General features: G+C 62.5%; 22 protein-coding genes, 1 tRNA gene and 2 pseudogenes. 11 read left to right on the top strand and 14 right to left on the bottom strand.

Annotated features, from left to right (window positions below; translation table 11 throughout):
- Positions 1 to 85 precede the first annotated feature (85 nt).
- A tRNA-Ser gene (locus SR858_RS06410) sits at positions 86 to 175 on the top strand.
- Between the two features lie 258 nt (positions 176 to 433).
- Here SR858_RS06410 and SR858_RS06415 read toward each other — a convergent pair.
- A pseudogene (locus SR858_RS06415) lies at positions 434 to 897 on the bottom strand (transposase); the annotation flags it as partial.
- A 52-nt stretch (positions 898 to 949) separates the two neighbouring features.
- On the opposite strand from SR858_RS06415, the pseudogene SR858_RS06420 reads away from it, so the two are divergent.
- Positions 950 to 1,237, top strand: a pseudogene (locus SR858_RS06420) (BPSL0067 family protein).
- Here SR858_RS06420 and SR858_RS06425 read toward each other — a convergent pair.
- Positions 1,230 to 2,426, bottom strand: coding sequence for an IS256 family transposase (locus SR858_RS06425; RefSeq protein WP_154820175.1), 1,197 nt, complete (start codon positions 2,424 to 2,426; stop codon positions 1,230 to 1,232). The pseudogene SR858_RS06420 and the gene SR858_RS06425 overlap by 8 nt on opposite strands.
- A gap of 187 nt (positions 2,427 to 2,613) precedes the next feature.
- On the opposite strand from SR858_RS06425, the gene SR858_RS06430 reads away from it, so the two are divergent.
- Positions 2,614 to 3,072: an STY0301 family protein gene (locus tag SR858_RS06430; protein ID WP_154819856.1), complete on the top strand. Its 459-nt coding sequence runs from the start codon at positions 2,614 to 2,616 to the stop codon at positions 3,070 to 3,072.
- An 82-nt stretch (positions 3,073 to 3,154) separates the two neighbouring features.
- Here the strand turns inward: SR858_RS06430 and SR858_RS06435 are convergent, their stop codons facing one another.
- Entirely contained in the window at positions 3,155 to 3,802 is a 648-nt protein-coding gene (locus SR858_RS06435) for a TetR/AcrR family transcriptional regulator (protein WP_019921921.1), read from the bottom strand.
- Between the two features lie 116 nt (positions 3,803 to 3,918).
- On the opposite strand from SR858_RS06435, the gene SR858_RS06440 reads away from it, so the two are divergent.
- From SR858_RS06440 to SR858_RS06450, 3 genes are all read left to right on the top strand, one after another.
- Positions 3,919 to 4,812 carry an NAD(P)/FAD-dependent oxidoreductase gene (locus SR858_RS06440; protein WP_019921922.1) on the top strand — a complete coding sequence of 298 codons (894 nt, stop codon included), beginning with the start codon at positions 3,919 to 3,921 and terminating at the stop codon, positions 4,810 to 4,812.
- 97 nt (positions 4,813 to 4,909) lie between these two features.
- Positions 4,910 to 5,041: a hypothetical protein gene (locus tag SR858_RS06445; RefSeq protein WP_019921923.1), complete on the top strand. Its 132-nt coding sequence runs from the start codon at positions 4,910 to 4,912 to the stop codon at positions 5,039 to 5,041.
- Between the two features lie 38 nt (positions 5,042 to 5,079).
- On the top strand, positions 5,080 to 5,946 hold the full coding sequence (locus SR858_RS06450) for a class I SAM-dependent methyltransferase (protein ID WP_019921924.1): 867 nt from the start codon (positions 5,080 to 5,082) through the stop codon (positions 5,944 to 5,946).
- A gap of 121 nt (positions 5,947 to 6,067) precedes the next feature.
- Here SR858_RS06450 and SR858_RS06455 read toward each other — a convergent pair whose 3' ends face one another.
- From SR858_RS06455 to SR858_RS06490, 8 genes are all read right to left on the bottom strand, one after another.
- The gene (locus SR858_RS06455) at positions 6,068 to 6,610 is read right to left on the bottom strand and encodes a hypothetical protein (protein ID WP_019921925.1); all 543 of its coding nucleotides are present in this window, start codon (positions 6,608 to 6,610) and stop codon (positions 6,068 to 6,070) included.
- Positions 6,607 to 7,248 (bottom strand): hypothetical protein, encoded by a 642-nt coding sequence (locus tag SR858_RS06460; protein WP_019921926.1) that lies wholly within the window; start codon positions 7,246 to 7,248, stop codon positions 6,607 to 6,609. The genes SR858_RS06455 and SR858_RS06460 overlap by 4 nt, the downstream gene beginning before the upstream one ends.
- A complete protein-coding gene (locus SR858_RS06465) occupies positions 7,241 to 7,786 on the bottom strand; it encodes a PAAR domain-containing protein (RefSeq protein ID WP_084669961.1) in 546 nt (181 codons plus the stop codon). Before SR858_RS06465 ends, SR858_RS06460 begins: the two co-directional genes overlap by 8 nt.
- 192 nt (positions 7,787 to 7,978) lie before the next feature.
- Complete coding sequence (locus SR858_RS06470; protein ID WP_051120316.1) at positions 7,979 to 10,303, bottom strand: tetratricopeptide repeat protein; 2,325 nt, start codon at positions 10,301 to 10,303, stop codon at positions 7,979 to 7,981.
- Between the two features lie 13 nt (positions 10,304 to 10,316).
- A complete protein-coding gene (locus SR858_RS06475; RefSeq protein WP_019921927.1) occupies positions 10,317 to 10,526 on the bottom strand; it encodes a hypothetical protein in 210 nt (69 codons plus the stop codon).
- Positions 10,527 to 10,576: 50 nt separating this feature from the next.
- Positions 10,577 to 12,250, bottom strand: a complete 1,674-nt coding sequence (locus tag SR858_RS06480; RefSeq protein ID WP_019921928.1) for a phospholipase D-like domain-containing protein — start codon at positions 12,248 to 12,250, stop codon at positions 10,577 to 10,579.
- Positions 12,251 to 12,267: 17 nt separating this feature from the next.
- Positions 12,268 to 13,320 carry a DUF2278 family protein gene (locus SR858_RS06485; RefSeq protein ID WP_026637302.1) on the bottom strand — a complete coding sequence of 351 codons (1,053 nt, stop codon included), beginning with the start codon at positions 13,318 to 13,320 and terminating at the stop codon, positions 12,268 to 12,270.
- 199 nt (positions 13,321 to 13,519) lie between these two features.
- Complete coding sequence (locus SR858_RS06490) at positions 13,520 to 14,884, bottom strand: MFS transporter (protein ID WP_019921931.1); 1,365 nt, start codon at positions 14,882 to 14,884, stop codon at positions 13,520 to 13,522.
- 246 nt (positions 14,885 to 15,130) lie between these two features.
- On the opposite strand from SR858_RS06490, the gene SR858_RS06495 reads away from it, so the two are divergent.
- The 3 genes from SR858_RS06495 to SR858_RS06505 all read left to right on the top strand — a co-directional run bounded on the left by SR858_RS06495 (position 15,131) and on the right by SR858_RS06505 (position 18,195).
- Positions 15,131 to 16,084, top strand: a complete 954-nt coding sequence (locus SR858_RS06495) for a 2-hydroxyacid dehydrogenase (protein ID WP_019921932.1) — start codon at positions 15,131 to 15,133, stop codon at positions 16,082 to 16,084.
- Between the two features lie 83 nt (positions 16,085 to 16,167).
- Positions 16,168 to 17,085 (top strand): LysR family transcriptional regulator, encoded by a 918-nt coding sequence (locus tag SR858_RS06500; protein WP_019921933.1) that lies wholly within the window; start codon positions 16,168 to 16,170, stop codon positions 17,083 to 17,085.
- 9 nt (positions 17,086 to 17,094) lie between these two features.
- Complete coding sequence (locus SR858_RS06505) at positions 17,095 to 18,195, top strand: porin (protein ID WP_322534508.1); 1,101 nt, start codon at positions 17,095 to 17,097, stop codon at positions 18,193 to 18,195.
- Positions 18,196 to 18,233: 38 nt separating this feature from the next.
- Here SR858_RS06505 and SR858_RS06510 read toward each other — a convergent pair whose 3' ends face one another.
- Together SR858_RS06510 and SR858_RS06515 are read right to left on the bottom strand one after the other, a co-directional pair.
- On the bottom strand, positions 18,234 to 20,081 hold the full coding sequence (locus SR858_RS06510) for a phytase (RefSeq protein ID WP_019921935.1): 1,848 nt from the start codon (positions 20,079 to 20,081) through the stop codon (positions 18,234 to 18,236).
- A gap of 204 nt (positions 20,082 to 20,285) precedes the next feature.
- Positions 20,286 to 22,850 carry a TonB-dependent receptor gene (locus tag SR858_RS06515; protein WP_019921936.1) on the bottom strand — a complete coding sequence of 855 codons (2,565 nt, stop codon included), beginning with the start codon at positions 22,848 to 22,850 and terminating at the stop codon, positions 20,286 to 20,288.
- Positions 22,851 to 23,265: 415 nt separating this feature from the next.
- On the opposite strand from SR858_RS06515, the gene SR858_RS06520 reads away from it, so the two are divergent.
- Positions 23,266 to 24,255 (top strand): GGDEF domain-containing protein, encoded by a 990-nt coding sequence (locus tag SR858_RS06520; protein WP_019921937.1) that lies wholly within the window; start codon positions 23,266 to 23,268, stop codon positions 24,253 to 24,255.
- Entirely contained in the window at positions 24,231 to 25,295 is a 1,065-nt protein-coding gene (locus tag SR858_RS06525) for an AraC family transcriptional regulator (RefSeq protein ID WP_019921938.1), read from the top strand. Before SR858_RS06520 ends, SR858_RS06525 begins: the two co-directional genes overlap by 25 nt.
- Here SR858_RS06525 and SR858_RS06530 read toward each other — a convergent pair.
- Complete coding sequence (locus tag SR858_RS06530) at positions 25,270 to 26,172, bottom strand: hypothetical protein (protein ID WP_157094832.1); 903 nt, start codon at positions 26,170 to 26,172, stop codon at positions 25,270 to 25,272. The genes SR858_RS06525 and SR858_RS06530 overlap by 26 nt on opposite strands.
- Between the last annotated feature and the right edge of the window lie 2 nt (positions 26,173 to 26,174).

Below are 26,174 nucleotides of genomic sequence, written 5' to 3' on the forward strand. Positions count from 1 at the left end.
ACCATTCGCAATTGTGGCCGTTACGTAGGGTATGGGGTGGTTTCGTCGCCAAAGCGGGACGAAATCTGTATAATGCCCCGCACTAGGAAGCGTGGCCGAGTGGTTGAAGGCAGCAGTCTTGAAAACTGCCGACGGTTTGCGCCGTTCGTGAGTTCGAATCTCACCGCTTCCGCCAGGAAATAAAATAAACCGCCGTCAGGCGGTTTTTTTATTGCTGGGCGGAAGCGAGCAAGGCCCCTGCGGGCCTTGCGTGTGAGATTTGAAGGGCATGGCCCTACCGGGCCATCCCGCTTCGAATCGCCCATCTGCCGAGCGCTTTGCGCCCGGCGTCGCGCGCCGCAGGCGCGCGTATTTCATCCGATCAGCTAGATCAATCGATGGTGTCCCCAGAAGTGGTGCATGAGAAGTGATTCTCGAGGGGCTGGGTCCGCGATCAGTTAATCACGGCGGAGAGCAGTGCAGGCTGATTGTCGCTCAAGGACTGCAATCCTTCAAGCTGCATGTAATGGCGCTGTAAAAACCACTCAACGTTTTGCTCGAGCATCATGGCGCCGACCAGGCGGATGATGGCGCCATCGTGGGGAATGCCGATGACGTTGGTCCTTCGTTTGACCTCGGCATTGAGCCGCTCAAGCGGATCGGTACTGTGGATCTGCCTCCGATGGGCCTTTGGGAACGTCATAAATGTCAGCACTTCATGTTCAGCATCGTCCATCATGGCAGCGAGCTCGGGTAACTTTGGCCGTAGCTGATCGGCGACGCTGCGTCATTGCACGCTGGCTACCTGCGCAGTGTCCTGCACGAAGATGGTATTGATCATGGCGAGCACGCCTCGTCGATGACCTTATCGGCATGGGCCAGCGCGTTGCGGATGAAATGAACCCGGCAGCGCTGCCAGCACCTTGCCCTTGCCCCCACGACAGCGCGTTGGCGTCAAGGCGACACCGTCATGGGGAATGCAGATATCAAGGCCGGCACTGCGATTGCCACATTTGTCAAAGGCTGATACCCGAACCAGGCGCACGGCAATCATGCCGCGCTATACGTCGGTCCTGCAAGCGGTGGAATGTATATCGCCGACCAATGGAGAGCCGATAACAAAACCAAAATTTCAATACGTTTGATCCGCTCGCAGGGTAAAGGCAAGGATGGGAGGTATATCGATGCATGTAGATGGTGTCCCCAGAAGTGGTGTATGAGAAGTAATTCTCGAGGGGCTGGGTTCCCGATCAGTTAATCACAGCGGATAGCCGTGCAGGCTGATTGTCGCTCAAGGACTGCAATCCTTCAAGCTGCATGTAACGGCGCTGTAATGACCACTCGTCGTTTTGCTCGAGCATCATGGCGCCTACTAGGCGGATGATGGCGCCATCGTTGGGAAAAATGCCGATGACGTTGGTCCTTCGTTTGACCTCGGCATTGAGCCGCTCAAGCGGATTGGTACTGTGGATCTGCGTCCGATGCGCTTTTGGGAACGTCATAAATGTCAGCACTTCATGTTCAGCATCGTCCATCATGGCAGCGAGCCTGGGGAACTTTGGCCGTAGCTGATCGGCGACGCTGCGCCATTGCACGCTGGCCGCCTCCGCAGTGTCCTGCACGAAGATGGTATTGATCATGGCGAGCACGGCTTGCCGCTGACCTTTACCGGCATGGGCCAGCGCGTTACGGATGAAATGGACCCGGCAGCGCTGCCAGCTCGTTTTGAGCACTTTGCTCGCTGCCGCTTTGAGGCCTTCATGCGCATCGGAGATCACCAGTTTCACCCCACGCAGACCACGGCGGGTCAGACCGCGCAGGAAGTCGGTCCAGAACGGCTCCGCTTCCGAAGGGCCGGTCGCTACTCCGAGAATTTCGCGCACGCCATCGGTATTGACTGCTACAGCGATTATCACGGCCACCGAGACCACACGGCCGGCCTGGCGTGATTTCACATAGGTGGCGTCGATCCAGAGATAAGGCCAATCGCCTTCGATCGGTCGATTCAAGAAGGTCTGCACGCGCTCATCGATCTCCTCGCATAGCCGTGATACCTGACTTTTCGAGACCCCGGTCATGCCCATGGCTTTGACCAGGTCATCGACCGAGCGGGTCGAGATTCCCTGAATATAGGCTTCCTGGATCACTGCCGTGAGAGCCTTCTCGGCCGTCCTGCGCGGCTCGAGAAATCCGGGGAAATAGCTGCCTGTACGGAGCTTTGGAATCTTTAAGTCGACTTTGCCGGCCCGGGTTTCGTAGCCGCGGTCCCGATAACCGTTGCGGCTGTTGATACGTTCGTCGCTGCGCTCGCCGTAAGCTGCCTGGCAAAGCGCCTCGACGTCCATTTCCATGAGTCGCTGCAGAGCGTGCTGCAGCGTCTGGCGGATGAAATCTGCATCTGCCCCCTTTTCGGCAAGCTCAGATAATGCGATAGTGGTGTCGGTCATTGTGGTTCCTCAAAGTGGTTTTGTTAAGGTCTTCGTAAACCCAACATTACCTCAAGAATCACAATGACCACCTTCTCGCGGCCTTCCTAAACGCCATCTCTGGCGAAGTCTTCATACACCACGTCGTGGGGCACCATCTGCATGTAATAACGCCGATGCTTTCTCGGTCATTGAATGAGGTAACGCCATGACCACTCCCGACTTCAAAAAACAGCGACCAGGATATCTCGTCCATCTATTGGGGGTGCCGCTGTTTCTGTATGCGACCACGTGCGCTGCGGCAGAGCCACAATGCCCTGAATCGATTACACCTGCACGTGTTGAACTGACCGGTCCACCTGCCGGCTGGACGGCGTCCATCGGCAGCAGGTTTTATCTGCACAGCGCTGCACCAACCAGTGGACCACCCGAAGAGCGGGGCGAATTGGCCGGCTTCCGGCAGTCGGGACCGCCCAAACGCAGGACTTACACCTACGACCTGGCTGGCATTTTTCCCGCTGGTAAATGGCTGGCCTGCCGTTATGGCACGTCCGACGAAATCACGCTGGCCAGGCGGCTCGATGACGACGTGCGGTCGTGCTCGTTCACGTACCAGAAAGGGGGGCACGTCGGCCAGAACCAGGTCACCATTGCCTGCAATCGGTAGTGGCGAGAGGGACGCGAGCACGCGCCCGCATCGGCGCTTGGCGACCTCTAGACCTGGGCGCTCGAGGCAGTCAGGTTGCCCCTTATCCGCCCGCATGGTCTTCGTCACCGTGCGCGGCGATGAACATGGCGACGGCCGACCGGCAGTAGGCGTCGATTTCGTGGTCGTCCCCGGCGGTCGCCTCATCGAAGCGCGCCCTGAGTATCAAGTCCGATCCCTTTAAAAGCGCGGCAAACAGGCGTGCGGACTGGTGCGGGTCGGGCACCTTCAGGGCCGCCTTGGCGTGCAACTGGCGCAATAACGCTTCGATCTGGGCGATCACATAGGCGGGGCCCGCCTCGTAATGGAGCTTGCTCAGCGACTTTTGATTCGTCTGGTCAGCCATGAGCATGGCTTCGACACTGCGCACGTCCGGGCTCAACAGCGTACGCAGCAGGGATCTCCCCACCAGCATGAGCTGGTCTGCCGCCGAACCATCAATGCCTTCGATAAGCGCCAGTGGCGCAAACTGGTGGCAGTGGGCCGCGATGGCGGCGCTAAACAGCGCCTCCTTGTTCTCGAAGTGACGATAGATGCTGAGCTTGGATATCTTTGCCCGCTGGGCGACCTTGTCCATGGTCGTCGCTTGAAAACCCAGTTCCACGAATAGCTCGGACGCAGCGTTGGCAATGGTTTGGCCCAGCGCCTCGTTGGCAGGGCGGCCGCGCCGGGTGTGATTTTTTTCAGTCATAAAAAATTCCAGTACTTGACAGTATCCAATTCTATAATTAGGATACCACGTAGTATCTAAAAGCTGCAAGCCTGGACGCCAGGCGTACTCTTCATCCACAACACGGAGTCCCCACCATGAATGACGTCATCATTATCGGCGGCAGCTTTGCCGGCCTCGCCGCGGCCCTGCAGCTTGGCCGTGCCCGCCGCAAGGTCACGGTCCTCGACACTTGCCGGCCGCGCAACCGCTTCGCCGGCCACTCGCATGGCCTGCTCGGCCACGATCACAAACCGCCGCTCGACATCCTGGCCGAGGCGCGCCAGCAACTGGCGCGCTATCCAACGATCAAGCTGGTCAATGCGCGGGCCGAAAGCATTTCCGGCATCATCGACGATTTTCGGGTCGTCACCGACGATCACGAAAGCCTGACGGCCCGTCGCTTGATCCTCAGCTATGGCGTCGCCGACCAGATGCCCGATGTTCCGGGCTTTGCGGAAAATTGGGGAAAGTCCATCGTGCCTTGCCCGTATTGCGACGGCTTTGAAGTCGCCGACCAGCACTGGGGGCTCATCTGGTCCGGCCCGCAGTCGCACAACTATGTCAGGCTGTACCGCGATTGGACCACGACGTTGACGGTTTTTGCCGACGGTCACGACCTCGCAGCCGATGTCCGCGACGATCTGGCGCGCCGCAACATCTCTGTCGTCGACGGCCGCATCACCGAAATCGTGGGGCACGGCAGCCATCATGCCACGGTCAGGCTCGATACCGCGGCCAGTGTGGCGGTCAATATGGTGTTCGCGCATCCGCGCAACAAGCCGTCTGCCAGCCTGCACGAAGCACTGGGCCTGGCCATGGTCGAGACAGCGCTCGGCAGTGCGGTCAAGGTCGACGAGCGCCGCGAAACCAGCGTCCCCGGCATTTACGCTGCCGGCGACCTTGCAAACCCCCTGATGGCCTCGGTCACCACGGCAATCTCGCAAGGCGCAACGGCCGGTATCTCGGCCCAGCAGTCGATGCTGGTCTGAGCGCATCGATTCCTGCTTCGGCGGCGCAACTGCCCGCGCTTGCTGTTGAAGCAGCATCGAGCATGCATCTGGCAATATCGCAATAGATCGGATCACGATGGCCGACGCCAAGTCGCTGGACGAGCAAGTGCCGTTTCAGCGCCAACCTGGCATCGCAACCGCGCCGCTGGTGCTTATCGACCTCTGCACGCCTGATGGCGCCGACGAAGCGGACTCCCGCGATGCTTGACGGCGACTGCCGGCATTTCGTGAAGACAAGGAACTTCCATGACAGAGAAAAATGCAGATCAAGTGGCCAACTGGAATGGCGAAGGCGGCGGGCGCTGGGTGGCCAACCAGGCCCGGCTCGACGCCATGGCGGCGGTGTTCGGCCAGGCCGCGCTCGAAGCCGTCGCGCCCGCGACAGGCGAGCGCGTGCTGGACGTTGGCTGCGGCGCCGGTGCGTCGAGTCTGGCCCTTGCCGCCCGCGTGGGTGCGCAGGGGCACGTGCTCGGCGTGGACATATCCGCAGCACTGATCGGCCGGGCGCGCGCGCTGGCACCAGTCGATGCGCCGGTCCGGTTCCAGGTCGCCGACGCCAGCAGCGTCGAACTGCCGGAGGGCGCGTTCGACATCGTGTTCTCGCGCTTCGGGGTGATGTTCTTCGACGATCCGGCCAGGGCGTTCGCTCACCTGCGGCAGGCGCTGCGGCCGGGCGGGCGGATTGCATTCGTCTGCTGGCGCGGCGCGACCGAGAACGAGTGGGTGCGCCTGCCGATGGCCGCGCTGCAGGGCATCGTTGCGCCAATCGCGGCACCCGACCCCGAAGCACCGGGCCCATTTTCATTCGCCGACCGGGACCGGGTGACGGGAATCCTGGCAGCCGCCGGTTTCACCGATATCGCTCTCGCGCTCTTCGATGCCGCTGTTCCGTTCGGCGAAGGCGGGACGCGCGACGCTGCGCTCGACGATGCAGTAAAGATGACGCTCGAGGTGGGCCCACTGGCGCGCGTGCTTGTCGACCAGCCCGACGACATTCGCGCCCGCGCCTCGGCCGCCGTTCGTGCCGCTTTCGCGGGCTGCCCCGGCGAGCGGTCGGTGGTGCTTGCCGGCGCGGCGTGGATCGTCACGGCGCGCAATCCGCCACTGGGTTGATCAGGGGAGGGGGCGGTGCAGTGATGCGCTTTGCGCAGATATCCCTGTTGGCCTGACCAGCCTTGGGCGCGTGCGCGTCGTTGCTCACATCTAAACGGTCGGATTGCCAAGTGTAGCGAGGTCACCTGTGCTTGTCTCGATGCGTCACCAAGGCGTCGAGATTGCCGGTGGCGGAATACAAAGTACGCGGTGTCCTTGCCTTGCCCATTGCCAACAGATAAGCACTTCGATTTTTCTGGAAACTGCCGCTCAGTCCGAGATCTCCATACGGAAAGCTGATGCACAAAAAGTTGGTGCCACGATCAGTTACGACCGACCACTCGGCTACAAAGGGATCCAGTTCAGTGGGAGTAGGCGCGAAGCCTGACAGCGGCTGGGCCTTATCAAGGGGAAAGAGCTGATTGCCGTACAGGATAGCTTTAATCTGGCCACGCTCGGCATATCCTATCGCCTTGCTCCCTGATTTGATGTAATAGATGGCGTTGAAGCCATCCATGTAATCGGGTTCGGAGTAAATTTTTTCGTCAGGCAGGAGCGTCCACCTTGTCGCCGCGGAGATTGACTTTGCCGACAAGCAGCTTATAACCGCCGCCCGCGATGGCGGCTTGGCTTGCACCTCGAGGAAGACACCTGAAAGAAAAATCAAAAGGCAAACCGACTTCATTTGTATTCCCTACCTCGCGTCACCATCAGAAACTCTGGATTCAACTTCCAGAAAATAGTGCCACCGTAAGCTGCAGTCGAATCGTACTGGTGATCAAATCGGCCGATTTCTTCTGTTGTGGACGATATTTGTCCCGTATTCCTATTTCGAGTCTTGGTCGTTTTCGATAGGATGATTAATTTTTTCGATTCCTTGATCGTATAAATATTATGAGCCAAATCCGTGAACTTAATGCCACGTCTCACTTTGAAGTGACGCGTATAATTGGTTTTGATATCCGCGCCATCCCAAAAATAGGCGCCGTGGGATTTATCTTCCCCGCCATTTATAGCGTTGACTGCTGCAGCAACTGCGGTCCTTAAGCCTGCCTGCTGCGCAATCTCTTGCTCAGAAGCTTTCATCAGTTTTTGAAATCGAACGTTCCCATCGATAGCGGCGTAAGCAAATGTTTTCTCTTTAGCTGCGAAGCTGGCCACACTCGTATATCCTCTCGCATCTTTCTGCCGGACAAGCACGCTTGCCAATGCGAACATCTCGTCTGCATCGTCCTTGGTTGAGGCTTCTCCATACGTTATCGCTGCAAGCAATCTCACCTCGGCATCCAGCGGTTGCGTGCACTCCTTGGCCGGTTCAGACATTTTCGTTACTTTCGTCAGCAATTGGCCATGTCACCAAAGTCAATCGCTGACTGTCACCTTGAACGACAATTGTATTTCTATCCTGAAGTTCGACGGCGCTGACATGAATCTTGTCATTTATATAGAGGTCATAACGAAATCCGCCAACAGCGGTGTTGTTCTCATCATGAATGTAAAATACTTGCTCCAAGATGTCTTCGTCTTCGGCGCTAGATGCTTTCGCGTCCCGAGTCGCCAATGGCGATAAAGAGCTTTCGATCACCTGAAAGCGCAGGCTTTGACTTGGCCTGAGCTTTGGAGGAGGCGAGCACTTACACATGCAAAGGTCGTTTTCAAGGGCGACTTTTTTACCATTCCATGTTTCCGGGATACGGGGGCCGACACACGTGATTTTCCCGCTGAATTTGCACGCAGGACATATTACCAAGTCCCCCTCCAGAGCGATGCATCTGCCATTGATGCTGCCGTTACTGTTAGCCGACGTAACCTTACCGCCGACCGTCGTGGAATCACCCAATGTAATGTGGTAGCGCCGCATGCTTGTTCCTTACTGAAACATACCAGGAGGAAACGAGCCTAACTAAAATAAGCAAAGTTTTCATTGATCAAATGCAATATTTTGAGAATTTATGTGATGTTCAGGTGCGTGATAAAAAACTAAAACCACTTGGAGGGTGAAACGCATTGCCGTTTTATGCCGACATCGTTTTTGGTCATCTGTCTCCCTGCGTCAGTCAGCAGCGTCCTGCTCCTCAGTCAGGTGGAAATACCGCTGCACGCTATCAGGCGAACTCAGCGCCGCCAACTCTGCCGCCAGGTTATCGCGGGCATTCGCATGCCGCGGATCGATGGCAAGCGCCGCCTGGCAGTGCCTGATCGCCAGCGCGCTGTCGCCCAGCTCCGACGCCGCCACCGCCGCATTGGCCAGCAGATCCGCATCGTGCGCCTCGATCTGCAGCGCCGCGTCGTACGCCGCCAGCGCTCCGGCCGCATCGCCCGCCACCAGCCGCAAGTTGCCCAACTCCCTGAACGCCCGCCACTCGGCCGGCTTGATCACCAGCGCCCGCTCGAAGTCGGCGGCGGCGCCCTCCACGTCACCGAGCTCGGCCCGCAACATGCCGCGGTTCACATGCGCTTCGTAATACGGTGGCGACAACGCGATCGCGCGCGCGTAAGCGTCCAGCGCTTCGTCCTCGCGCCCGTGCGACCGCGACAGCAGGTTGCCGAGGTCGTTGTAGTACTCGGCATAAAACGGATCGCAGGCGATCGCCGTGCGCAGCCGGCGTTCGGCGCGTTCGAGGTCGTTGACCAGCTCGTACACCTGGCTGGTGTTGTAGATCAGGATCGAGCGGTGCAGCTGGAACTGGTCTTCACCATAGGCGCTGACGATCTCGGCGATGCCGTGCTCGCACAGGGCCAGCGCTTCGTCGAACTTGCCCTGGCGCGCCTTGATGTAGGCATAGGCGTTTTCGGCGAACACCTTGATGTAGGTGTGGCGCGGATGGTCGGCGAATTGTTCGGCGATCAGGCGCAGGTTGCGCACGGCGCAGTCTTCCGCTGCCGGCAGGTCCACCGGCACCTGGTAGCGGCCGTACGTCATCGATTGCGCGTACAGCGCGGTGGGCACGAAGCGGCTGGCGGGGAAGGTGGTGAGAAAATCGTCGAGCAAGGCCAGCGCGGCGGCCGTGTAACCCATCGCGTACAGCACGAAGGCGGCGTTGATGAACAGGCCGTTGATGGCGTCGTCGCCGCTGCCCTGGCGGCGCAGTACGTCCGATGAAAACAGTTCGGCAAAAAAATCGAACCAGGTGTCGTACAAGCCTATGCCCATCAGCACGTCGCACGGTTCCACCAGCGCTTGCAGCCGGCGCAGCGGGTCGCGGATCGCCAGCGCATGGACCAGCACCAGCGGCCCCTGGCCGGCTGTGTGGCGCTGCCACGCGGCCACGTGCGCGGCATGGTGCAGCTCATCAAGCTCGGCGGCGGGCAGGGTGGCGGCGTTGCGTTGGGCGATCAGGTCGCCCTGGCAGCTCGACGCCACCCAGTCGCGTGCCAGGTCGCGGCGGCGCGCCATATCCAGCGTGCCAAGGTACAGATCGATGACGGTGGTGACCGGCAGCGTGGCAGCCTTGCCGAGGTCGTGGCCCAGGCACGTTGCCAGCACCCGGCAGGTGGCCGGATTGCCGCCGGACTGGCGATATACCGTTTCGCGCTGGAATGGCGTGAGGTGGACGAGGTCGGTAGCTGCTTCGAACTCTGCCAGCGTCAACGGCGCGATCCGGATGGTGACGGGATCGGTGATGTGCTTGGCAGCGCGGCCGGTATCCCCGCCGTTGTTGCAATCGACAAAGCTGCCGGTACCGCCACCGGCACTGTGGTCAGTAGAGCGGCGGGTATCGCAGCCAGCATGTTGGCCGGTAGAGCGGCCGGTATCGTGGTCGGCATTGCAGCCGGTATGGCTGCCATTGAGCCCGTTCGCGTCACCGCGTTCCAGCAGGACGCACTGTAAGCAGCACGTTCTCCCCGGCAGTCGGGCTGACCGTTCCTGCAACCGCCGCAATACCGCCAGCAGGCTGCGCGAAGTCGGCGGCAGTCGCTCCGCATTGTCGATCACCACCACCACCGCTTGCCGGCGGACAGCCAGCACGGCAAGCATGAATTCGGCCAGTCCTACCAGCAATTTGTTCTGGTATTCGTGGTGATAAAACCGCGTGCGTTCGTCGCGCACCGAGGTGCTGGTCAGGTCGCGCGGCAGCGCGTAAGCGGACGAATCGCGCCGTGGCCACAGGCGCTTGAGGCTTTGCTCGTGCGCAGCCACCAGCGCCGGGTGGTGGCGCTCGGCCTCATCCAGCAACTGCAGGGCCAGCGGTTCGAAGCCCGCCAGGCAGCCGTGCGCGTGGCCGTCACCGTCGAGCTCCCATATTTCGCGGTCGGCTTCGACTGCCTTGCGGGCCGTGGCACGCAGGCCCAGCCCATGCGCACCAGCGACCACGGCAATGCCATGGTCGCGCAGTGCGGCGGCGATGGCCGGCACATAGGCAAGGCGGGCAGTCATCGCGCGCAGCCGGTTATACCGTGCCCAGGTAAGGCGTGGTGGTGCGTATCTTGATCTTGCTGACGGTAACCTTCTTGATGATCGACGTGCCGCGCGGCGCGCCCGATTCATAGACGAGTTTTTGCTCTTCGGTTGATTCCTCGCGTTCGTCGGTCTCGGTCTCCGTGATGATTTCAGGATACTTGGCGTTGAGGGGATTGCTGCTGGTGGCCAGTTCGCTCATGATGATTCTCCTTGTTGGTTGAACAACGGCAGTGAAATCGCAGGCGGGGGTCAGACCGTGCTGCGCGAAAAATAGGTGCGCTGGCGGCTGCGAAAGCCGGCGCGGTAATACGCTTGCGCCCAGCTGCAATCTTCCACCAGCGGATTGCTGGCGAAGAAAGTGCCGGACGCCATGGCCGCGCGCACCGCGTCGCGGAATGCGTAGTGCGTGTACGAGCGCATGAATTCGCCCAGGTAGATGTCGGCCACTTCGTGGTCGCCGGCGATGACCAGCATGTTCTCGTCGTTCTGCTTGCTCGATGCGAGGCTGAAATTGGCCGAGCCGCTGATCACCAGCGGCCGCTTGCCGAGCGGGTCGATCAGCATGAACTTGGTGTGGATGAATTGCACGTGCTGGGCCATGGCGTTGCTGCGTTCCAGCAGAAACTGGTCGAGCGCGTTGGTGCGCAGGTAGGCGCCCATCGCCACGCGGCCGCTCTCGGTGGCGCGGATCTGTTTGACGATGCGGCCGATCTTTTCCACCTGCTGCTTGTTGCCCTTGACGCCGTCCATCAGCACGTAGCGCACGCCGCGATGCTCGGGCGACAGCGCTTGCCCCAGCCGGCCGTCGATGGAAAACGCCAGCGTGAGCAGTACCGCATCGGCAGCGGGTATTGCGTCGATGTAGCGGTCGAGCGCGTCGCGCTCCTTGCGCGGGCTGAAGATCGGCGTGCAGCCGTCGGGCCATTGCGCCGGCAGCGGGAACGCGGCGGTGATCGCTTCGCGCAGCGCCACGCTGGCCGGATCGGCTGCAAGCATTTGCCAGTAGGCGAGGAACTGCTGTGCCACCGTGGCGTCCCATACTTCGTGGCCGGTATTGAGCTGGCCGAAGAAGCCGTTCTGCGACCAGTTGAGCGAACCGCCCCACACCGCGACCGGTGCGCCCTGTTTCGACAGCACGATGAACTTGTTGTGGGCGATATAGCTGGGATTTTTCTCGCGCGCGATGCCGATGTCGGCCAGGTGTGCCATGTCGAGTTCGCCGATATTTTCCTCGCGTGGATACGAGGGGCTGTCGTCGTCGCCGTTTTCCTTGGCGTCGAACACGATGCGCACCTCCACGCCGCGTTCGCGCGCTGTGCGCAAGGCGTCGAGCACGGGCGGGTGGCGCGCCTCGTAAATGGCCGCGTGCAGCGCGTCGCCGGCTTGCGCCTCGGCGATAAACGCCAGCAACGATTCGAACAGGCCACGGCTGAGCCACTCGAAAGCCTGGTTGTTGGGCACATCTTCTGGCGCGCGGTTGGCGAAGCGCCTGGCATACTCCTGGGCGGCAATTGCGCCGCGATTGAAGTGAATCGCGTGGCCCGACGCCGTGCGCGTAATCGTGCGCACCGGCACCACCACTTCGGCCAGCGCCGCGAGCGCAGCCGGCGTGCCGCCGAGCGCGACGATCCGATACGTGTAATCGACGCCGGGGCGCACCGTGTAGTCGGCCCACTGGAAGGTTTGCAGCGGATGGTTGCGGGTGGAAACGCGCGTGCCCTTGTCAAGGCCGGGATCGGTGGTGGCGTAACGCTTTTGCGCTTCGAGCCAGTCGGCGCGGCCGGTTTCGTGATCGGTACGGTGGATGGCGAAGCCTTGCAACAGCCCCGCCTGTTGCTCGGGCCAGTCGAAGCCGAACACGATCACATGACTGCCGGCAATCGCCTGTACATGCAGGCCGCCTTCGGTGCGTTGCGCGCGCATGGCCGTCTCCTTGCGGATCAGAAGGTCACAGAGTAGCCGGGGTTCGATGCCTGGGCCTTGGTGTAACTCACGCCGTCCACGCGCAGTCCATCGGCGTTGAGCAGTGTGATGATGCCGCCCTTGTTGGGCAGCACGACCGGCGGAATGAGCGTGACACGCAGCGCCTCGCCGGCGGCAATCGCGCCCTGCAGGGGCATGGCGTTCTTGTCGCGGTCAAGCAGTTTCCAGCCGGCCAGATCCACTGTTTGCGCAGTGGCGTTGAGCAGGGTGACGGTTTCGATTTCCGGCGACTTGACCGGATTCACCAGCGCGGCAACGATGCGCACCGCACCGTCCGGCGCCTCGGGCGTGGGCGTGGTGCCGGGCTCGAACGGGTTCGGTGGATTGGGGTTGTCCGACGGCGGACCGCTGACGCCCCCTTCGATGCGGTGGCCGGTCTGGTCGTCGCTGTGCCAGGTCTGCGACTGAAACTTCAGGAAGATGCCCACCCACTGGTTTTGATCGGAAAAATGCAGCAGCAGCGCGCCGTCCTGGTACACGCCGTCGTCCTGTTTGAAGTTGGCGGCGTTGGCCTGGTTCATGTGGATGTCGTGCACGCCGTTGCCGGGCAAAAAGCCGAAGATTTTATCTTTCTTGCCGGCCTCGGGACCCCAGCGTTCGCCGAACGCATACACCACCGCATTCTCGTCGGACAGCGCGCGCTGGATGTGCTGGTCGATCTTCTCGTTGAGGTCGTTGTCGGGGCCGTTGATGCTCAGCGGCAGCGGCACCATCTTGCGCGGATCAAACAGGTTGCTGCGGATGAAGTCGAGCGCGGGACCACCGGGCGTTGATGCCAGCTGCGACCAGCCCACCGGCAAGGCCTCCAGTTGCGCCAGCACCGGGTGCTGAAAATGCGCGTCCACCAGGTACTCCACCTCGGACGGCGCCAGCTGCGATTTGACGTTGATGGCGATGCGGTAATCGGTGGTGTCGTCGACCACATGGACTTGATAGTGGGCGTTCTGGTTCGATCCAAGCTGGCGATTGATCGGGCGTCCCTTGAGGACACCGTACTGATGCAGAGGCATGGCGGGCTCCCGTTGAGGTGTAACGATAGCGGACAATATAGATCGAAATTGAAAGAGTGCAAGGCCGATTTTTAGCGGGCTCTGCGCTATTAAACGAGCTGGACAATCAATCACCACAAGGCGCCGTTCGAATTGGACGGCATGAAAAAAGCCCGCAAGCTGTGCAGCGTTGCGGGCTTTTGTCGAACCGGTATCAGCCTTAAATTTCAGGCTCCGCCACCGGCTCCACCACGCTGGCCACCAGCACCACGCACAGCAACGCCGTGCCCACCATGTACAGGAACACGCTGCTCCAGCCGAAGTGGTCGAGCAGGATGCCGACCATCAGCGGCGCCACCGCGCCACCGATCTGGCCGAGGAAGTTGACGATGCCGAACGCGGTCGGGTACGTCGATTTGCTGACCAGGCCCATCGCATACGCCGAGTAGCCGGCAAAGCCGATGCCCACCATCAAACCCGAGATCAGCAGCGTGGCGCCGAGGAACGTGGCGCTGTCGGGGGCATTGATCAGCAGGCACAGCATCAGGGTGGTGCCGATGGCGCCGAGCAGCATCATCGGTTTGCGGCGGCCGTCGAGCAGGCGGTCGGAGATCAGGCCGCCGATCATGTTGCCGGTCACCGCGCCGATGAACGGCGCCGAGGCCAGGAAGCCCATCTTGACCGATTCGAAACCGCGCACCGTCACCAGGTATGTCGGAATCCACGACATGAAGATGTTGGTGATGCCGATCATGCAGCCGTAGCCAAGCGCCACGCCGATGATGTTCCACGAAGTGAAGACCTGGCGAATCGTTTGCAGGCGCTCCACGCGGCGGGTGCGGTTGATGGCGTCGAGCAGCGGCATGCTGCGCAGGTAGCGCAGCGCCGGTTTTTTGCCGGCGTTGGCAGCATCTGCCGGTGCACCTTCGCCACGGATATAGCGCTGTTCGGCCGGCGAGCAGAAACGGCTCTCGCTGGGCGAGTTGGTCACCAGCAGCATCCACAGGATGGCGAACAAGAAGCCCGGGATGGCGAACACGTAGAAAATCTCGCGCCAGCCCCAGATGGCAATCACGATCAGGCACACCGACGGCACCATCAACGGCCCCAGCTTGGACGCGGCAATCCACAAGCCCGTTGCCAGGCCCTTTTCCTGCGGCGGGAACCAGCGGTTAATCACATTGGTGCAACCGATCCCGAGCGGGCCTTCGGCAAAGCCGAGTCCGACGCGGTAGAGCTGCAGCAGCAGCACGGACGTGGTGGTCGCCATTAGCGCCGTGAACAGCGACGTAAACACCATGCACAGTGCCAGGAAAATGCCGCTGGCTTTTTCACCGAGGCGGCGGTACAGCATACCTACCGGAATTTGCACGATGGCGTAGGCAAACGAAAACAGGCTGACGATCAGGCCCGCTTCGGTATTGGTGATGTGGAATTCCTTCTTCATGTAGGGCAGGGCGATACCGAAGTTGGCGCGGTCGGCGCAGGCAATGGCCCAGATACAGAAAATCAGGCCCATCACTACCCAGCGGTAGTTGGTCTTCTTTTCTTCCTGCGGTGCTGCTGCTTCAGATGTTACCGGCATGCTCGCGGTGGATTGCTGTCGCATAGATGTCTCCAGTGATGTTTTTATTTGGTTTTAAAGGCGCTACAAATCCTCCCACCCGGCCCCGGTCGCGTCCAATCTTTTATCGACATGACGTGATCCGCAAATTGAATCACTGCCGACCGTGTATCAACTGATAGCGTTTTGGGATTGGACGTGCAAAACAAAACATCCCATGATGCGCTCACATCTCGATGCTTGCCATCGCCTAACAGGGAGACCCAATTGAAACCACACGTCCTGCAACTGAACCCGATTCTCGTACCAGCCATTAACGACAAGCTGAACGAACTGTACACCGTGCACCGCCTGTTCGAGCAGCAGGACAAGACCGCGTACCTGGCCCAGCACGGCGCCAATATCCGGGGCGTGATCACCGGCGGCCACACCGGCATCACCAACGCCATGATCGAGAGCCTGCCGGCGCTGCAAGTGATTGCCGTCAACGGCGTGGGCACCGACGCGGTGGACCTCGAATTTGCCCGGTCGCGCAAGCTGCCGGTGACCGCCACTTTCGGCGCCCTGACCGAAGACGTGGCCGACCTGGCCATCGGCCTGATCCTGGCCTCGTGCCGCGAGATTTGCTCGGGCAACGATTTCGTCAAGACCGGCAACTGGCAAAAGAATCCGCACCCGGGCGCGATCCCGCTGTCGCGCCGCTTCAGCGGCAAGCGCGTGGGCATCGTCGGCATGGGCAAGGTGGGCCGGGCGATTGCCCAGCGCGCTGCCGCCTTCGATTGCCCGATCGCCTACACCGACCTGCGCCATATCGCGGAATTGCCGTACAACTTCGTGCCCGACCTGCTGCAGCTGGCGCGTGACAGCGACATCCTGGTGCTGGCCGCCGCTGCCGACAAGGCGCAAGGCATCATCAACGCCGCCGTGCTGGACGCCTTGGGCAAGGACGGCTACCTGATCAATATCGCCCGCGGCAAGCTGGTGGTCGAAGCCGACCTGGTCGACGCCCTGACGCGCGGCGCCATCGCCGGCGCCGGCCTGGACGTGTTTGTCGATGAACCGAACGTGCCGGAAGCGCTGTTCCCGATGGACCGCGTGGTGTTGCAGGCCCACCGCGCCAGCGCCACCGTCGAATCGCGCACGGCCATGGGCGAGATGGTGCTGGCCAGCCTGGCCGCCGGCCTGGCCGGGCAGCGCCCCGAAGGCAGCCTCACCACTTAACCCTGAAGACAGAGGCGAGTCGAGCACGTCCTGCAGGCAATTATCGCTATCATGGCTGACCTTTTAGCCATACAGGACACACCATGCTAGACCTGGGACAGGTGCGCTGCTTTGTTGCCGCAGCGACCGAACTGAATTTCCGGCGCGCTGCAGCGCTGCTGAACATGACGCAACCGCCGCTGTCGCGGCAGATACAGCTGCTCGAGCACAGCCTCGGCGTGGAACTGTTCGACCGCGTGGGCCGCACCGTCAAGCTCACCACGGAAGGCCGCATTTTCCTGATCGACGCCGCCCGCTTGCTGAACCTGGCGGAGCAGGCGGAAAGCACGGTGCGGCGCGCCAGCAAGGGCAAGACCGGCCGCGTGCGCATCGGCTTTACGGGGGCGGCCGGCTACGAGCTGATACCGGGCTTGCTGGCAGTGGCCCGGCAGGAGTTGCCCGATATCGACGTGGTGCTGCTGGAACTGATTTCGGTGGCGCAGATCGAGGCGTTTTATGCCAACACCATCGATCTCGGCTTCATGCGCCCGGTGTCGTCGCGCCAGCAGCTGGACATGATGCTGGTGGAAGAAGAGGCGCTGGTGGTGGCTTTGCCCAAGGGACATCCGCTGTGTGCCTCGGCCACCATCGCCTTGAAGCAATTGAAAGACCAACCGTTCATCATGCACTCGCCCGTGCATGGCAAGTATTTTTACGACCGGCTGATGGGCATTTTTTCCAGCAACGATGTACACGTGCACATCACGCAGTACCTCGACCAGAGTCCCACCATCCTGTCGATGGTGCGGGCCGGCCTGGGATTGTCGATCTTGCCGGCCTCGGCGCAGCGCTTCCATTACGACAATGTCGAATTCCGGCACTTGAGCGACGTGGTGGCGCCCGCCGAGATGAGCATGGCCTGGCGACCGGACCAGGAAAATCCCGCCGTCACCGCGTTCCGGCTCCTGGCAATCGACTACTTTGCCAAACAACAGCGCGAGGGGGGCGACCATAACTACTAGAGGAGACACATGAAACAACGGAATTTCGCAACACCCCTGGTCACCGCCATGGCGCTGGCCTTAGCCGCCGCCGCACCGGTCCACGCGCAATCGAACGTCACCATTTACGGCATCGCCGATGTCGGCATCGTCGGCGAACGCGGCGGCGCCGACGGCAACGTCACCAAGCTCACCAGCGGTCCGGCAGCATCGTCACGGATCGGCTTCAAGGGCACCGAAGACCTGGGCGGCGGCCTGTCCGCCTTCTTCATCCTGGAGGCCGGCTACAGCATCGATACCGGCATGCAGGCCTCGAGCACCATGCTGTTCAACCGCCAGGCGCTGATCGGTCTGAAGAGCACTGCCGGCACCCTGATGCTGGGCCGCCAGACCACGCCATACCACAACACGCTGGTGGCGGTGGCCGACCCGTTCGCCACCGGCTACGCGGGCACCATCAAGAACACCTTCCCCGACTGGGGCACCAACGTCCGTACCAACAACACGGTGATGTATGCGTCGCCCGATGTGCGCGGCTGGAATGGCGACGTCGCCTACAGTTTCGGCGAGCAGGCCGGCAGCGAAGCGGCAGGCCGCCAGGTGGGCACCTCGTTCGGCTACAGCAACGGCCCGCTGGTGGTGCGCTTTGCCTACAACCACAAGAATAACGACGTGGTGGGTACGCCCACCACGCCGGCCGTGATCCGTGGTTCGGCCAGCAACAAGCTGCTGGCGGCCAACTACAACTTCGGCGTCATCAAGCTGTTTGCTGCGGTCGGCATCGACAAGGGTTTCAATGCCGCGCCGCTGGGCAATACCGGCAACCCTTACGGCGGCGTGCCGCCGACCGCGTCCACCGATGGCCGCGAAGCGCTGCTCGGCTTTACCATGCCGCTTTCGACTGGCACGCTGATGGCGTCTGTCATGCGCAAGGACGATCGTACCGCGTTCAACCAGGATGCCAATACCTGGGGCGTGGGCTATGTGTACCCGGTGTCGAAGCGCACCAGCTTGTACGGCGTCTATGGCAGCATTTCCAACCGCAACGGCGCCGGCTACACGGTGGCCAATAACAGCGAAGCCGGCAGTGGCGACCGTGCTTACAACCTGGGGCTGCGCCACAATTTTTAACAAGCGGCTCCGCCTGGGGGCGAGGCGCGCAGGCCCGATCAATCCAGCTTGAGCGCCTTGGCCACGTCGTCCCAAGCCACCATCTTGAAGTTTTGCGGGCCGTCCGGCAGGCGCTTGTAGCCGTCCTGGATTACCAGCATGCCGTTGCCGTACGGGCCGCCGAAGTTGGCCGAGCTCACTTCCAGGCCGTCGGTCTCGGACGTGCCGTCGATGCCGGCGGCCAGGTTGTAGCCGACCCGGAAGCTGCCGCGCACTTTATATGGCGCCTTGGCATCCATCACCAGGTAGCTGTTGTCGCCCTGGCTCGACACCACCAGGTAGTCGGCCTTGGCGCCATGGTAGATCCCCATGCCTTCCACGTCGGCCACCAGTTGCGGGCCGACCGGCATGATCATCTCCAGCCTGGCCGGCGCATCGCCCTTGGCCGCCACGGTCCACACTCCGCGCCGCTCTTCGCCGAGGAACAGGCGGTGGTTGCGGTCGTCGGCCACGCAGCCTTCGGGCTGGCTCTCGACCTTGAAGCGGCGCAGCAGCTTGCCGCTCACCTTGTCGCCATCGGCTACGATGCGGTATTGCAGGAAGGTGCCGTCCTTGTCGTTGATGAACGCTTCCACGCCACCGTCCGCCGGGCGGTACAAACACATGCCGTAAATATCTTTCAGCCCGGTATTGAAAGCGCCGGCGGTAGCCACCGTGCCTTGCGCATCGATGGTGAACACCATCACGCTGTTGTCATCGCGCTGGGTAGCCACTGCCACGTCAAGCTGGCGATTGCCGATCTTGACGTCCTGGCGCACATCGACGTTGTTCAAACGGCCCACTTCCAGCAGTTGCAGCTGCTTGCCTTGCAGGTTGTACACCAGCAAACCCTGCTTCTTGTTGGTGCCGAGGATACGCGCGCCCTGTGGGTCGGCCGGATTGCGCCAGATGGCCGGGTCGTCGGCAGCATCGCCGGTGCGCGCGACCGGCTCGGTCTGGGCGCGCGGCATGATGATTGCCTTGTTATTCGCCTTTGGCGCGGTAGCGGTCCAGGCCGGCGTGCGCACTTGCCAGCCGGCCGCTTCTTCGCCGCCGATGGCCAGTTGCAGTGCGCCGTCGGCGGTGGTGCTCACCGCCAGTTGCTCGGCGCCCTTGATATTGGTGTCCATGGCGGACACGGTGTTCCATTTTCCGGCCTCCTGGCGCAGCAGGTGCAATTGCCTGCCCTTGGCGTCGAGCACGGCGACGCCTCCAGGCAGGATGGCCAGCGCGCCTGCGCCTTTGTCCAGCGTGCCGTACGGTTTCTTGAGCAGTACCGCTGCGCGGCTTGGCGCGCCTTCGGCGTCGGCGTTATAGGACCACAGGCCGGTGCCATCCTCGCTCACCAGCAACTGGTGGCTGGCGTCGTCGGCACGGCAGTGCTTGCTGTGCGGGGGCAGGGCCAGCTTGCGTACCGGCAGACGTTTGTCGCCCTGCATTACCCATTGCTCGGCCTGGCCATCCTTGGCAACCAGGAACAGGTGGTCGAGTTGCTGGGCATCGCGATACAGGCAGGCCGCTTCGATACCGAAGGCGGGTGCGGGGAACGGCGCCTGGGCGGTGAGGGTGCCGGCGTTGGTATCGACCAGGATGGGCACTGCCTGTTCGGCATTGGCATCGACAATCACGGCCAGGGTGTTGGCGCCGAGCGGACGGGTGTCGAGGTGCTTGGCGCGGACTAGCAAGTGGGCGCGCTCGGTGCCGTCGGCGGCCAGCAGGCGCAGCGCGGTCTTGTCGAGGGCGAGCCAGTTGCCGTTGGGCAGCGGGGCAAGTTCGTGGGCGTGAGTGGTGGGGCCGGGCGTGGTGGCGGCTTGTGCGGTCGTGATGGTGGCCAGGGCGATGGCGACTGCTGACAGGGACAGTTTCATTTTTTTGTTGGCGCGTGGGCGCTTGCTCAGTATGGATCCCCGCTTTCGCGGGGATGACGGATTGCAGGACAGTGGCTGGCGGTTGCGGCTTTTCCCTGCCCGGTTAAATTGGATCCCTGCTCCTGCGGCGGTCTGCCGGTGCGGGGGACGGTTCTTCTGTTGGCGGCCAGCGGTGCTGGCATTGCGTGCTGGCCGCTTCCCTTCCTAGAACAGGCTTACTTTCAGACTCAGCTTGTAGGTGCGGCCATATTGTTCGTACTGGGCGTTATAGGCCTTGCTGCCCAGGTACGTGTAGTACTTTTCGTTATTCAGGTTGGCCGCTTCCATGTTCAGCTGCACTTGCCTGGTCAGCTGGTACGACAGCGAGAAATCGACCTGTTTCTGGCTGTCCACGATGCGGTCGCCGCTGCCGTCGAGGATGTCGTCGCCCATTTCCAGCAGGTAGGGCGACTTGTAGTTGACGGCGATGCGGGTGGACAGCGGTCCCTGTTCGTAGCCGAGCATCAGGTTCATCACGCGGTTCGACTGGCCCGGCAGGTGGATGCTGCGCGAACGCATTGCACCGCCATCCTGGTCGTAGCGCGCCACGTTGGCCCTGGACCGGGTCAGGCTGCCGTTGGCGCCGAACACCAGGTTGTTGAATGGCGCCGGCAACATGCGCAGCGGCTGGTTGTACGACAGTTCGAGCCCTTTCACGCTGGCCTTGTCGCCGTTGGCGTACGTGATGGCCGAGGTGTAGCCGGCCCAGGCGCCGCTGCCGGCCAGGTTGGTGGTGTAGGTAAAATTCTTGATGTCCTTGTGGAACACGTAAGCCGATATCGCGCCGTCGTCGCCGAGCACGCGTTCGATGCCGAGGTCGAGGTTGGTCGATTTGAGCGGCGCCAGGTCGGGGTTGCCGATGGTCGCTTCGGTGTCGCTGGACTGGCTGATGCCGGGTTTCAGTTGGTCGAAGTTGGCGCGCACCACCGAGTGGGTCCAGGCGCCGCGCAGGCTGGTTTTGCCGTCGAGGTCGTAGCGGGCTTGCAAGGTCGGCAGCCAGTTGGTGTACGAGCGCTGACGCTCGACCGGGGTGAAAGTTTCTTCTTCCTCGTTGACGCTGGTGCCTGCCGCCTTGAAGCGCGTGTGCTCGGCGCGCACGCCGGCCAGCAGGTGCCAACTGTCGATGTCGTAGCTGTGTTGCAGGTAGGCGGCGTCGATGTCTTCGTGCAGGTTGTAGTCATCGACGGTGGAGTCCACCAGTACGCGGGCATTGGCGCGATTGAGGGCTGCCACCAGCTGGCGGATCGCGCCGGGATTGATGGCGTTGCCGATCCGGCCCAGTTTAAAATCGAGCTGGTCACCGGTGACGTAGCTGGTCAGCGCAGTGCTGGCGCCGCCGATCTGCGAGCTGCTGTATGACCAGGCCTCGGTATTGTTGTCCTTTTCGCGGCGGCTCAGCTTGGCGCCAAACTTGAACTTGCCGGTGCCTTCGCCGAGATCGTATTTACGGCCGAGGTCGAAGCGGATATGGTGTTCCTTGTCGGTGGCGTCGCTTTGCTTGAGGGCGATCGAGTTCAGCTTGTACTTGCTGGCGTCGTACAGCGACTCCGGGCCGCTCAAGCGCGGGATGTCGGTGCCGGTGAAGCCCACGCCGGCAAAGTTGCTGGCGCCACGGAAGCGGGCGTCGTTGATCGATTCGGGCGCATCGTCGCTGGCGCGGCTGGAACCGGCCGACGCTTCCAGTTTCCAGCGGTCCCATTTGAGTTCGGTGCCGGCCACGACCGAGCTGATGGTTTGCGTGTACTTGCGCTGGCGCAGGCGGCGTTCGCCACGTGCAGTGGCGGTGGCGCCTTCGGCCAAGCTGCCGCCGGCAATGTTGCTGATGGTGAGCCGGTCGCGCACTTCGTCGTCGCTGAAGTCGCTGATAAAGCTGCGCACGTAGTATTTGCTGTGTTCGTCCAGGTGGTAGTCGAGGTTGATGGCGGCGGCGCGGCGTTCGCGCGTGGGCAGGTAGTCGCGCAGTTCCAGTCCCGTCAGTTTGCCATTGTCCCAGGCGCCACCGGTTTCCACGTTGTCGGAGCCGAACTCGCGTTTTTCGTAACTGATGCCGCCGGCCACGCCCAGTTTGCCGCCCATAAAACGGTCGGCAAACAGCAAGCTGGCGTTGGGGCTGGTCTTGCCGATGTTCTGGTCGCGGCTGGCGCCGATCGAGCCGGACAGCAGCTTGCCGGGCAGGTCGAACGCGGACAGGGTTTTCACCTCGACCGTGCCGCCCAGCGAATTGGCGTCCTGGTCCGGCGTCAAGGTCTTGCTCACTTCCAGCGAGCGGATCAGGCCGGCCGGCAGCACGTCGAGCGCCACGGCGCGGCGGCCCGCTTCGGGCGACGGCACCAGCGCGCCGTTGATGGTCACCGCGTTCAGGTCGGGGCCCAGGCCGCGCACGCTCACGTAGCGGCCTTCGCCCTGGTCGCGCTGGACCGACACGCCCGGCAGGCGCGCCAGCGCTTCGGCGGCGTTCTTGTCCGGCAGGCCGCCGATGTCGTCGCTGCTGATCACGCTCACGATATTGTCCGCCTTCTCCTGCGCAGCAATGGCGTTGCGCAGGCTCGAGCGCTGACCGGCGATGACCACGCTGTTGGCGGCAGTCACCAGGGCAGCATTGGCGCCGTTGGCGCCGTCGAGCGGCATGGCGGTCTGGGCAGCAGCTGTGCCTGCCAGCATGGCCAGCACGCCGAGCGTCAGCGCATTGAGGCGTGGATGGGTGGAGAGGTGAGGAGCGTTGGTTTTCATGGCGTACCGTGGGTTGGATGAGGGAACGCTGCGGATTCTAGGGATGCTATATGTCAAATGCATGACATGCCCCGGCGGCAAGTGCTGTAAACCGCCGCCTTGCAGGCGGTGGCGTGGCGAAATGAGCTCGATTGACCCGCCGCCGATTGTGGTCGATTGTGGTCAGCTATTGCGGCTTACCGCTGCTGCTCACCAATGCCGCTCGTCATTGCCGCCTGCCACAGACTGCTTGGCGGTGCTCACCGGCGCTGGTGTCCGTTTGCGATAGCTGGACTTCGCCCTGCGAACGTCGATGAGCCGTAATGACCTGTCCAAGCTGCGGTGTTGTGTATTTGCCCATGTCGGGCCTTGTCACACGGCGGTCATATGCAGGCGCTAAGCTGCCGCCGCAGTAACCACGTTCCGGTAAAACCTTATGCTGCAATTGCACCGCTCCACCTTGATCGTTTCCTGCCTGGCGCTGGTCGCCTGCGTGTTCCTGTATTCCACCCTCGGTGTGGCGAAGCCGTTCCACATGTGGAAGTGGACCGACATCGTCAGCGAAGGCGGCACGGCGGTGATGGCTGGCAGCTGGGTGCTGTTTACCTTGAGCAGCCGGCCCGGCGGCCTGGTCACGCGGCTGCTGGCCGGTGGCCTGGCGATGATCATGGTCGGATCATTTGCCGACTGCATGGATGAATTTTTTGCCGTCAGCAAGGCGGCCAGGTGGGACCACTGGCTCGAGATGCTGGTGCCGCTGGGCATGCTGGTGCTCACCTGCGGCATGTATTACTGGCGCCACGAACAGTTTCGCCTCAATGAGCACTTGCAAAAACGCGAGCGGCTGTTCCGCGACCACCGCGCGTTCGACCGCATCACGCAACTGGCCAATGCCGACTACCTGCGCCGCCAGATCCGCCACGAGCAGGCGCAGCGCCCGGGCCGGCCGTGCGCGCTGGTGCTGCTCGATATCGACAGCTTCCACTTGATCAACCGCGAGTTCGGCCAGCGCGAGGGCGACCGCGTGTTGCAGGCCGTGGGCCACATGCTGCTGCTCAACCTGCGCAACGACGACCTGCTGTGCCGCTACGCAGGCGACCGCTTCGCACTGCTGCTGCCGGACACCGGCGTGGCCGAGGCCGAAGCGATGGCGCGCCACCTGGCAGCAATGGTGGGGCAGATGCGTCACTACGCGAAGGATGGCCGCGTATCCATCAGCGTGCGCCACGCCAGCGCCAGTGCGGACACCGATGCCGACGTGTTGCTGGCGGAACTGGGGCGGATACTGGCGGCTTCAGCCCAGCCGGTACAGTCAGCGCACGCTACCCCGCCGGCAGTGGCCGCGCAGCCGGCGGCCGCTGCGCAATCGGCGCCGCTACTGCCACGGTCTGCATCATCGGCTTGCGTGGCTGGCGCTTCGGCGTGATCGCGTACCGGCAAACCGGCGATAGTTTCATCGTGGCGCGCCACCAGCCGGCGCTCGTGCTCGACTACGCGCGCAGCCAGGAGATCGACGGCGAGCAACTGCTGCGCGGCACCGGCCTGGTCGACGATGAGCCGCCGGCTGCGCACGTATTGCTCACGCCGCAGCAGTACCTGCAATTGCTGGCCAACGTGATGCGCGCGCTGGCCAGCAGCGACACCAGTTTCATGCTGGGCCAGCAAATGCTGCCCGGCCACTACGGCGCACTCAGCCATGCGCTGCTGCAGGCGCAAAACCTTCGCCAGGCGCTCGACATCCTGTGCGCCGGCCACGCGCGCCTGTGCCCGCTACTGACGCCGCGCTGGCGCGAGGACGGTACGCAGGGCGGCACTCATGGCGGCATGGCCGTGCTGTACTGGACCGACAGTTTCGGCGCGCCGAGCCAGTTGCCGGCGCTGGTGGAAATGCACATGACGGCCGTGACGGCGATGTGCCGCTGGCTCGGTGGTGAACGCCTGCCGTGGCGCTATTGCCTCAACCGCAGCGCACCGTCCCACGTCGAGCAGCACGAGATGCACCTGGGCAACGACCTGCGCTTCAACTGCCAGTTCGACGCCATGCTGATCGATCCGGCGTGGCTTGATCGTCCCTGGCCACGTGGCAATGCGCTGGCGTCGGCAGCAGCGTTGCAGGGCGTTGCGGGCGAGTCACCGGAACTGGTGCCCAGCCTGCTGACGGCACTGTACGATTACCTGCTCGACAATATCCGGCTGGGGCCGACGCTGGAGGGCAGCGCTGCGGCGTTTGGCGTCAGTCCCGCCACGTTCAAGCGCCACCTGGCGCGCCACGGCAGCCACTTCCAGGCCGAGCTGGACCAGGTGAGGGCGCACGTGGCGATCCACCTGTTCCAGGTGCGCGGGTATGACAACGAGGCGGTGGCGCAATACCTGGGCTTCCACGACGCCACCAACTTCCGTCGCTCGTTCAAGCGCTGGACGGGGTTGGTGCCGAGCTTGCTCAGGGATGCGTTGTTGCGGGGATGACCTCGGCCTCCTGGTACAGCAGCGATTCCCGCGACAGGTCGGGTTCGAGCAACTCGAGCGGCAATGGCGCGGGCTGGGAATCCATCGGCAGATTAAATGGTTTCGGCGGTTGCACCGGTCTTGGCGCCGCGACCAGCTTCGGCGCCGGCTCGCCGTCGAGCTCGAACGTGAGCAGCGTATCGTCGGGCCATTTGTCGTCGCCGAGCGGGGCGTTGAATGCCAGTTGCTTGCCGCTGGCCGGCATGACCTGCTTGCGCGAGCCTGCCGTGTACGTGATGCTGTTGTACTGTGCCGGGGCGTCGAACATCCGGTCCTGCTCGCACGGACCTTTTTCAAACCAGCTCTTGGCGTCGAGCAGTATACGTTCGCGCAACATGTCTTTTTTCAGGATGCGGACCTGGACTTCGCAGGCCAGCCGCAAGTCGCCCAGCCGCAGCACGTTGGGGAGCAGGTCCGGCGTGCGCACGGAAACAATCGGGTGCTGGTAGAGGCCGGACGGAAAGCGCCGGCTCATCACCACGTACGCACCGTCGGACTTGGCGCGGTCATTGGGCGGCAGCACGAAGCTCAGGTCGGGCGCCAACGGCAGCGGCACCGACCAGCCCTTGACGGCGATGGCGGCGGTGGTGTCCTCAAGCTTGCCATCCTTCTCCTTGGGCGGCAGCATGCCCTTGGGCATCTGGTAGCGCATGAGGGCGCCCGGCGCCAGTTGCGAGCTGCGGCGCTCGAACATGTCCACGCCGGCACTCAGCCCGGTATAGCTCCATGCCATCGGGGTGGTGCCAGGCTGGAGCGGCCCGACGACGGTGACGGCGTCGCCGAGCGGTGAAGGGGCCTGCGCACTGGCGCCCGGAGGTACCAGGATCAGTGCAGCCAAGG

The organism is Duganella zoogloeoides (assembly GCF_034479515.1).
GTDB classification, from domain to species: domain Bacteria; phylum Pseudomonadota; class Gammaproteobacteria; order Burkholderiales; family Burkholderiaceae_D; genus Rugamonas; species Rugamonas zoogloeoides.

Coding starts and splice junctions, on each gene's coding strand:
- SR858_RS06485 (WP_026637302.1), bottom strand. CDS start 13,320: ATGCCTCTGCATCAGTACGGTGTCCTCAAGGGACGCCCGATCAATCGC.
- SR858_RS06520 (WP_019921937.1), top strand. CDS start 23,266: ATGCTGCAATTGCACCGCTCCACCTTGATCGTTTCCTGCCTGGCGCTG.
- SR858_RS06510 (WP_019921935.1), bottom strand. CDS start 20,081: ATGAAACTGTCCCTGTCAGCAGTCGCCATCGCCCTGGCCACCATCACG.
- SR858_RS06515 (WP_019921936.1), bottom strand. CDS start 22,850: ATGAAAACCAACGCTCCTCACCTCTCCACCCATCCACGCCTCAATGCG.
- SR858_RS06425 (WP_154820175.1), bottom strand. CDS start 2,426: ATGACCGACACCACTATCGCATTATCTGAGCTTGCCGAAAAGGGGGCA.
- SR858_RS06435 (WP_019921921.1), bottom strand. CDS start 3,802: ATGACTGAAAAAAATCACACCCGGCGCGGCCGCCCTGCCAACGAGGCG.
- SR858_RS06450 (WP_019921924.1), top strand. CDS start 5,080: ATGACAGAGAAAAATGCAGATCAAGTGGCCAACTGGAATGGCGAAGGC.
- SR858_RS06465 (WP_084669961.1), bottom strand. CDS start 7,786: ATGCGGCGCTACCACATTACATTGGGTGATTCCACGACGGTCGGCGGT.
- SR858_RS06455 (WP_019921925.1), bottom strand. CDS start 6,610: ATGAAGTCGGTTTGCCTTTTGATTTTTCTTTCAGGTGTCTTCCTCGAG.
- SR858_RS06490 (WP_019921931.1), bottom strand. CDS start 14,884: ATGCCGGTAACATCTGAAGCAGCAGCACCGCAGGAAGAAAAGAAGACC.
- SR858_RS06505 (WP_322534508.1), top strand. CDS start 17,095: ATGAAACAACGGAATTTCGCAACACCCCTGGTCACCGCCATGGCGCTG.
- SR858_RS06445 (WP_019921923.1), top strand. CDS start 4,910: ATGGCCGACGCCAAGTCGCTGGACGAGCAAGTGCCGTTTCAGCGCCAA.
- SR858_RS06430 (WP_154819856.1), top strand. CDS start 2,614: ATGACCACTCCCGACTTCAAAAAACAGCGACCAGGATATCTCGTCCAT.
- SR858_RS06475 (WP_019921927.1), bottom strand. CDS start 10,526: ATGAGCGAACTGGCCACCAGCAGCAATCCCCTCAACGCCAAGTATCCT.
- SR858_RS06500 (WP_019921933.1), top strand. CDS start 16,168: ATGCTAGACCTGGGACAGGTGCGCTGCTTTGTTGCCGCAGCGACCGAA.
- SR858_RS06470 (WP_051120316.1), bottom strand. CDS start 10,303: ATGACTGCCCGCCTTGCCTATGTGCCGGCCATCGCCGCCGCACTGCGC.
- SR858_RS06460 (WP_019921926.1), bottom strand. CDS start 7,248: ATGTCTGAACCGGCCAAGGAGTGCACGCAACCGCTGGATGCCGAGGTG.
- SR858_RS06440 (WP_019921922.1), top strand. CDS start 3,919: ATGAATGACGTCATCATTATCGGCGGCAGCTTTGCCGGCCTCGCCGCG.
- SR858_RS06480 (WP_019921928.1), bottom strand. CDS start 12,250: ATGCGCGCGCAACGCACCGAAGGCGGCCTGCATGTACAGGCGATTGCC.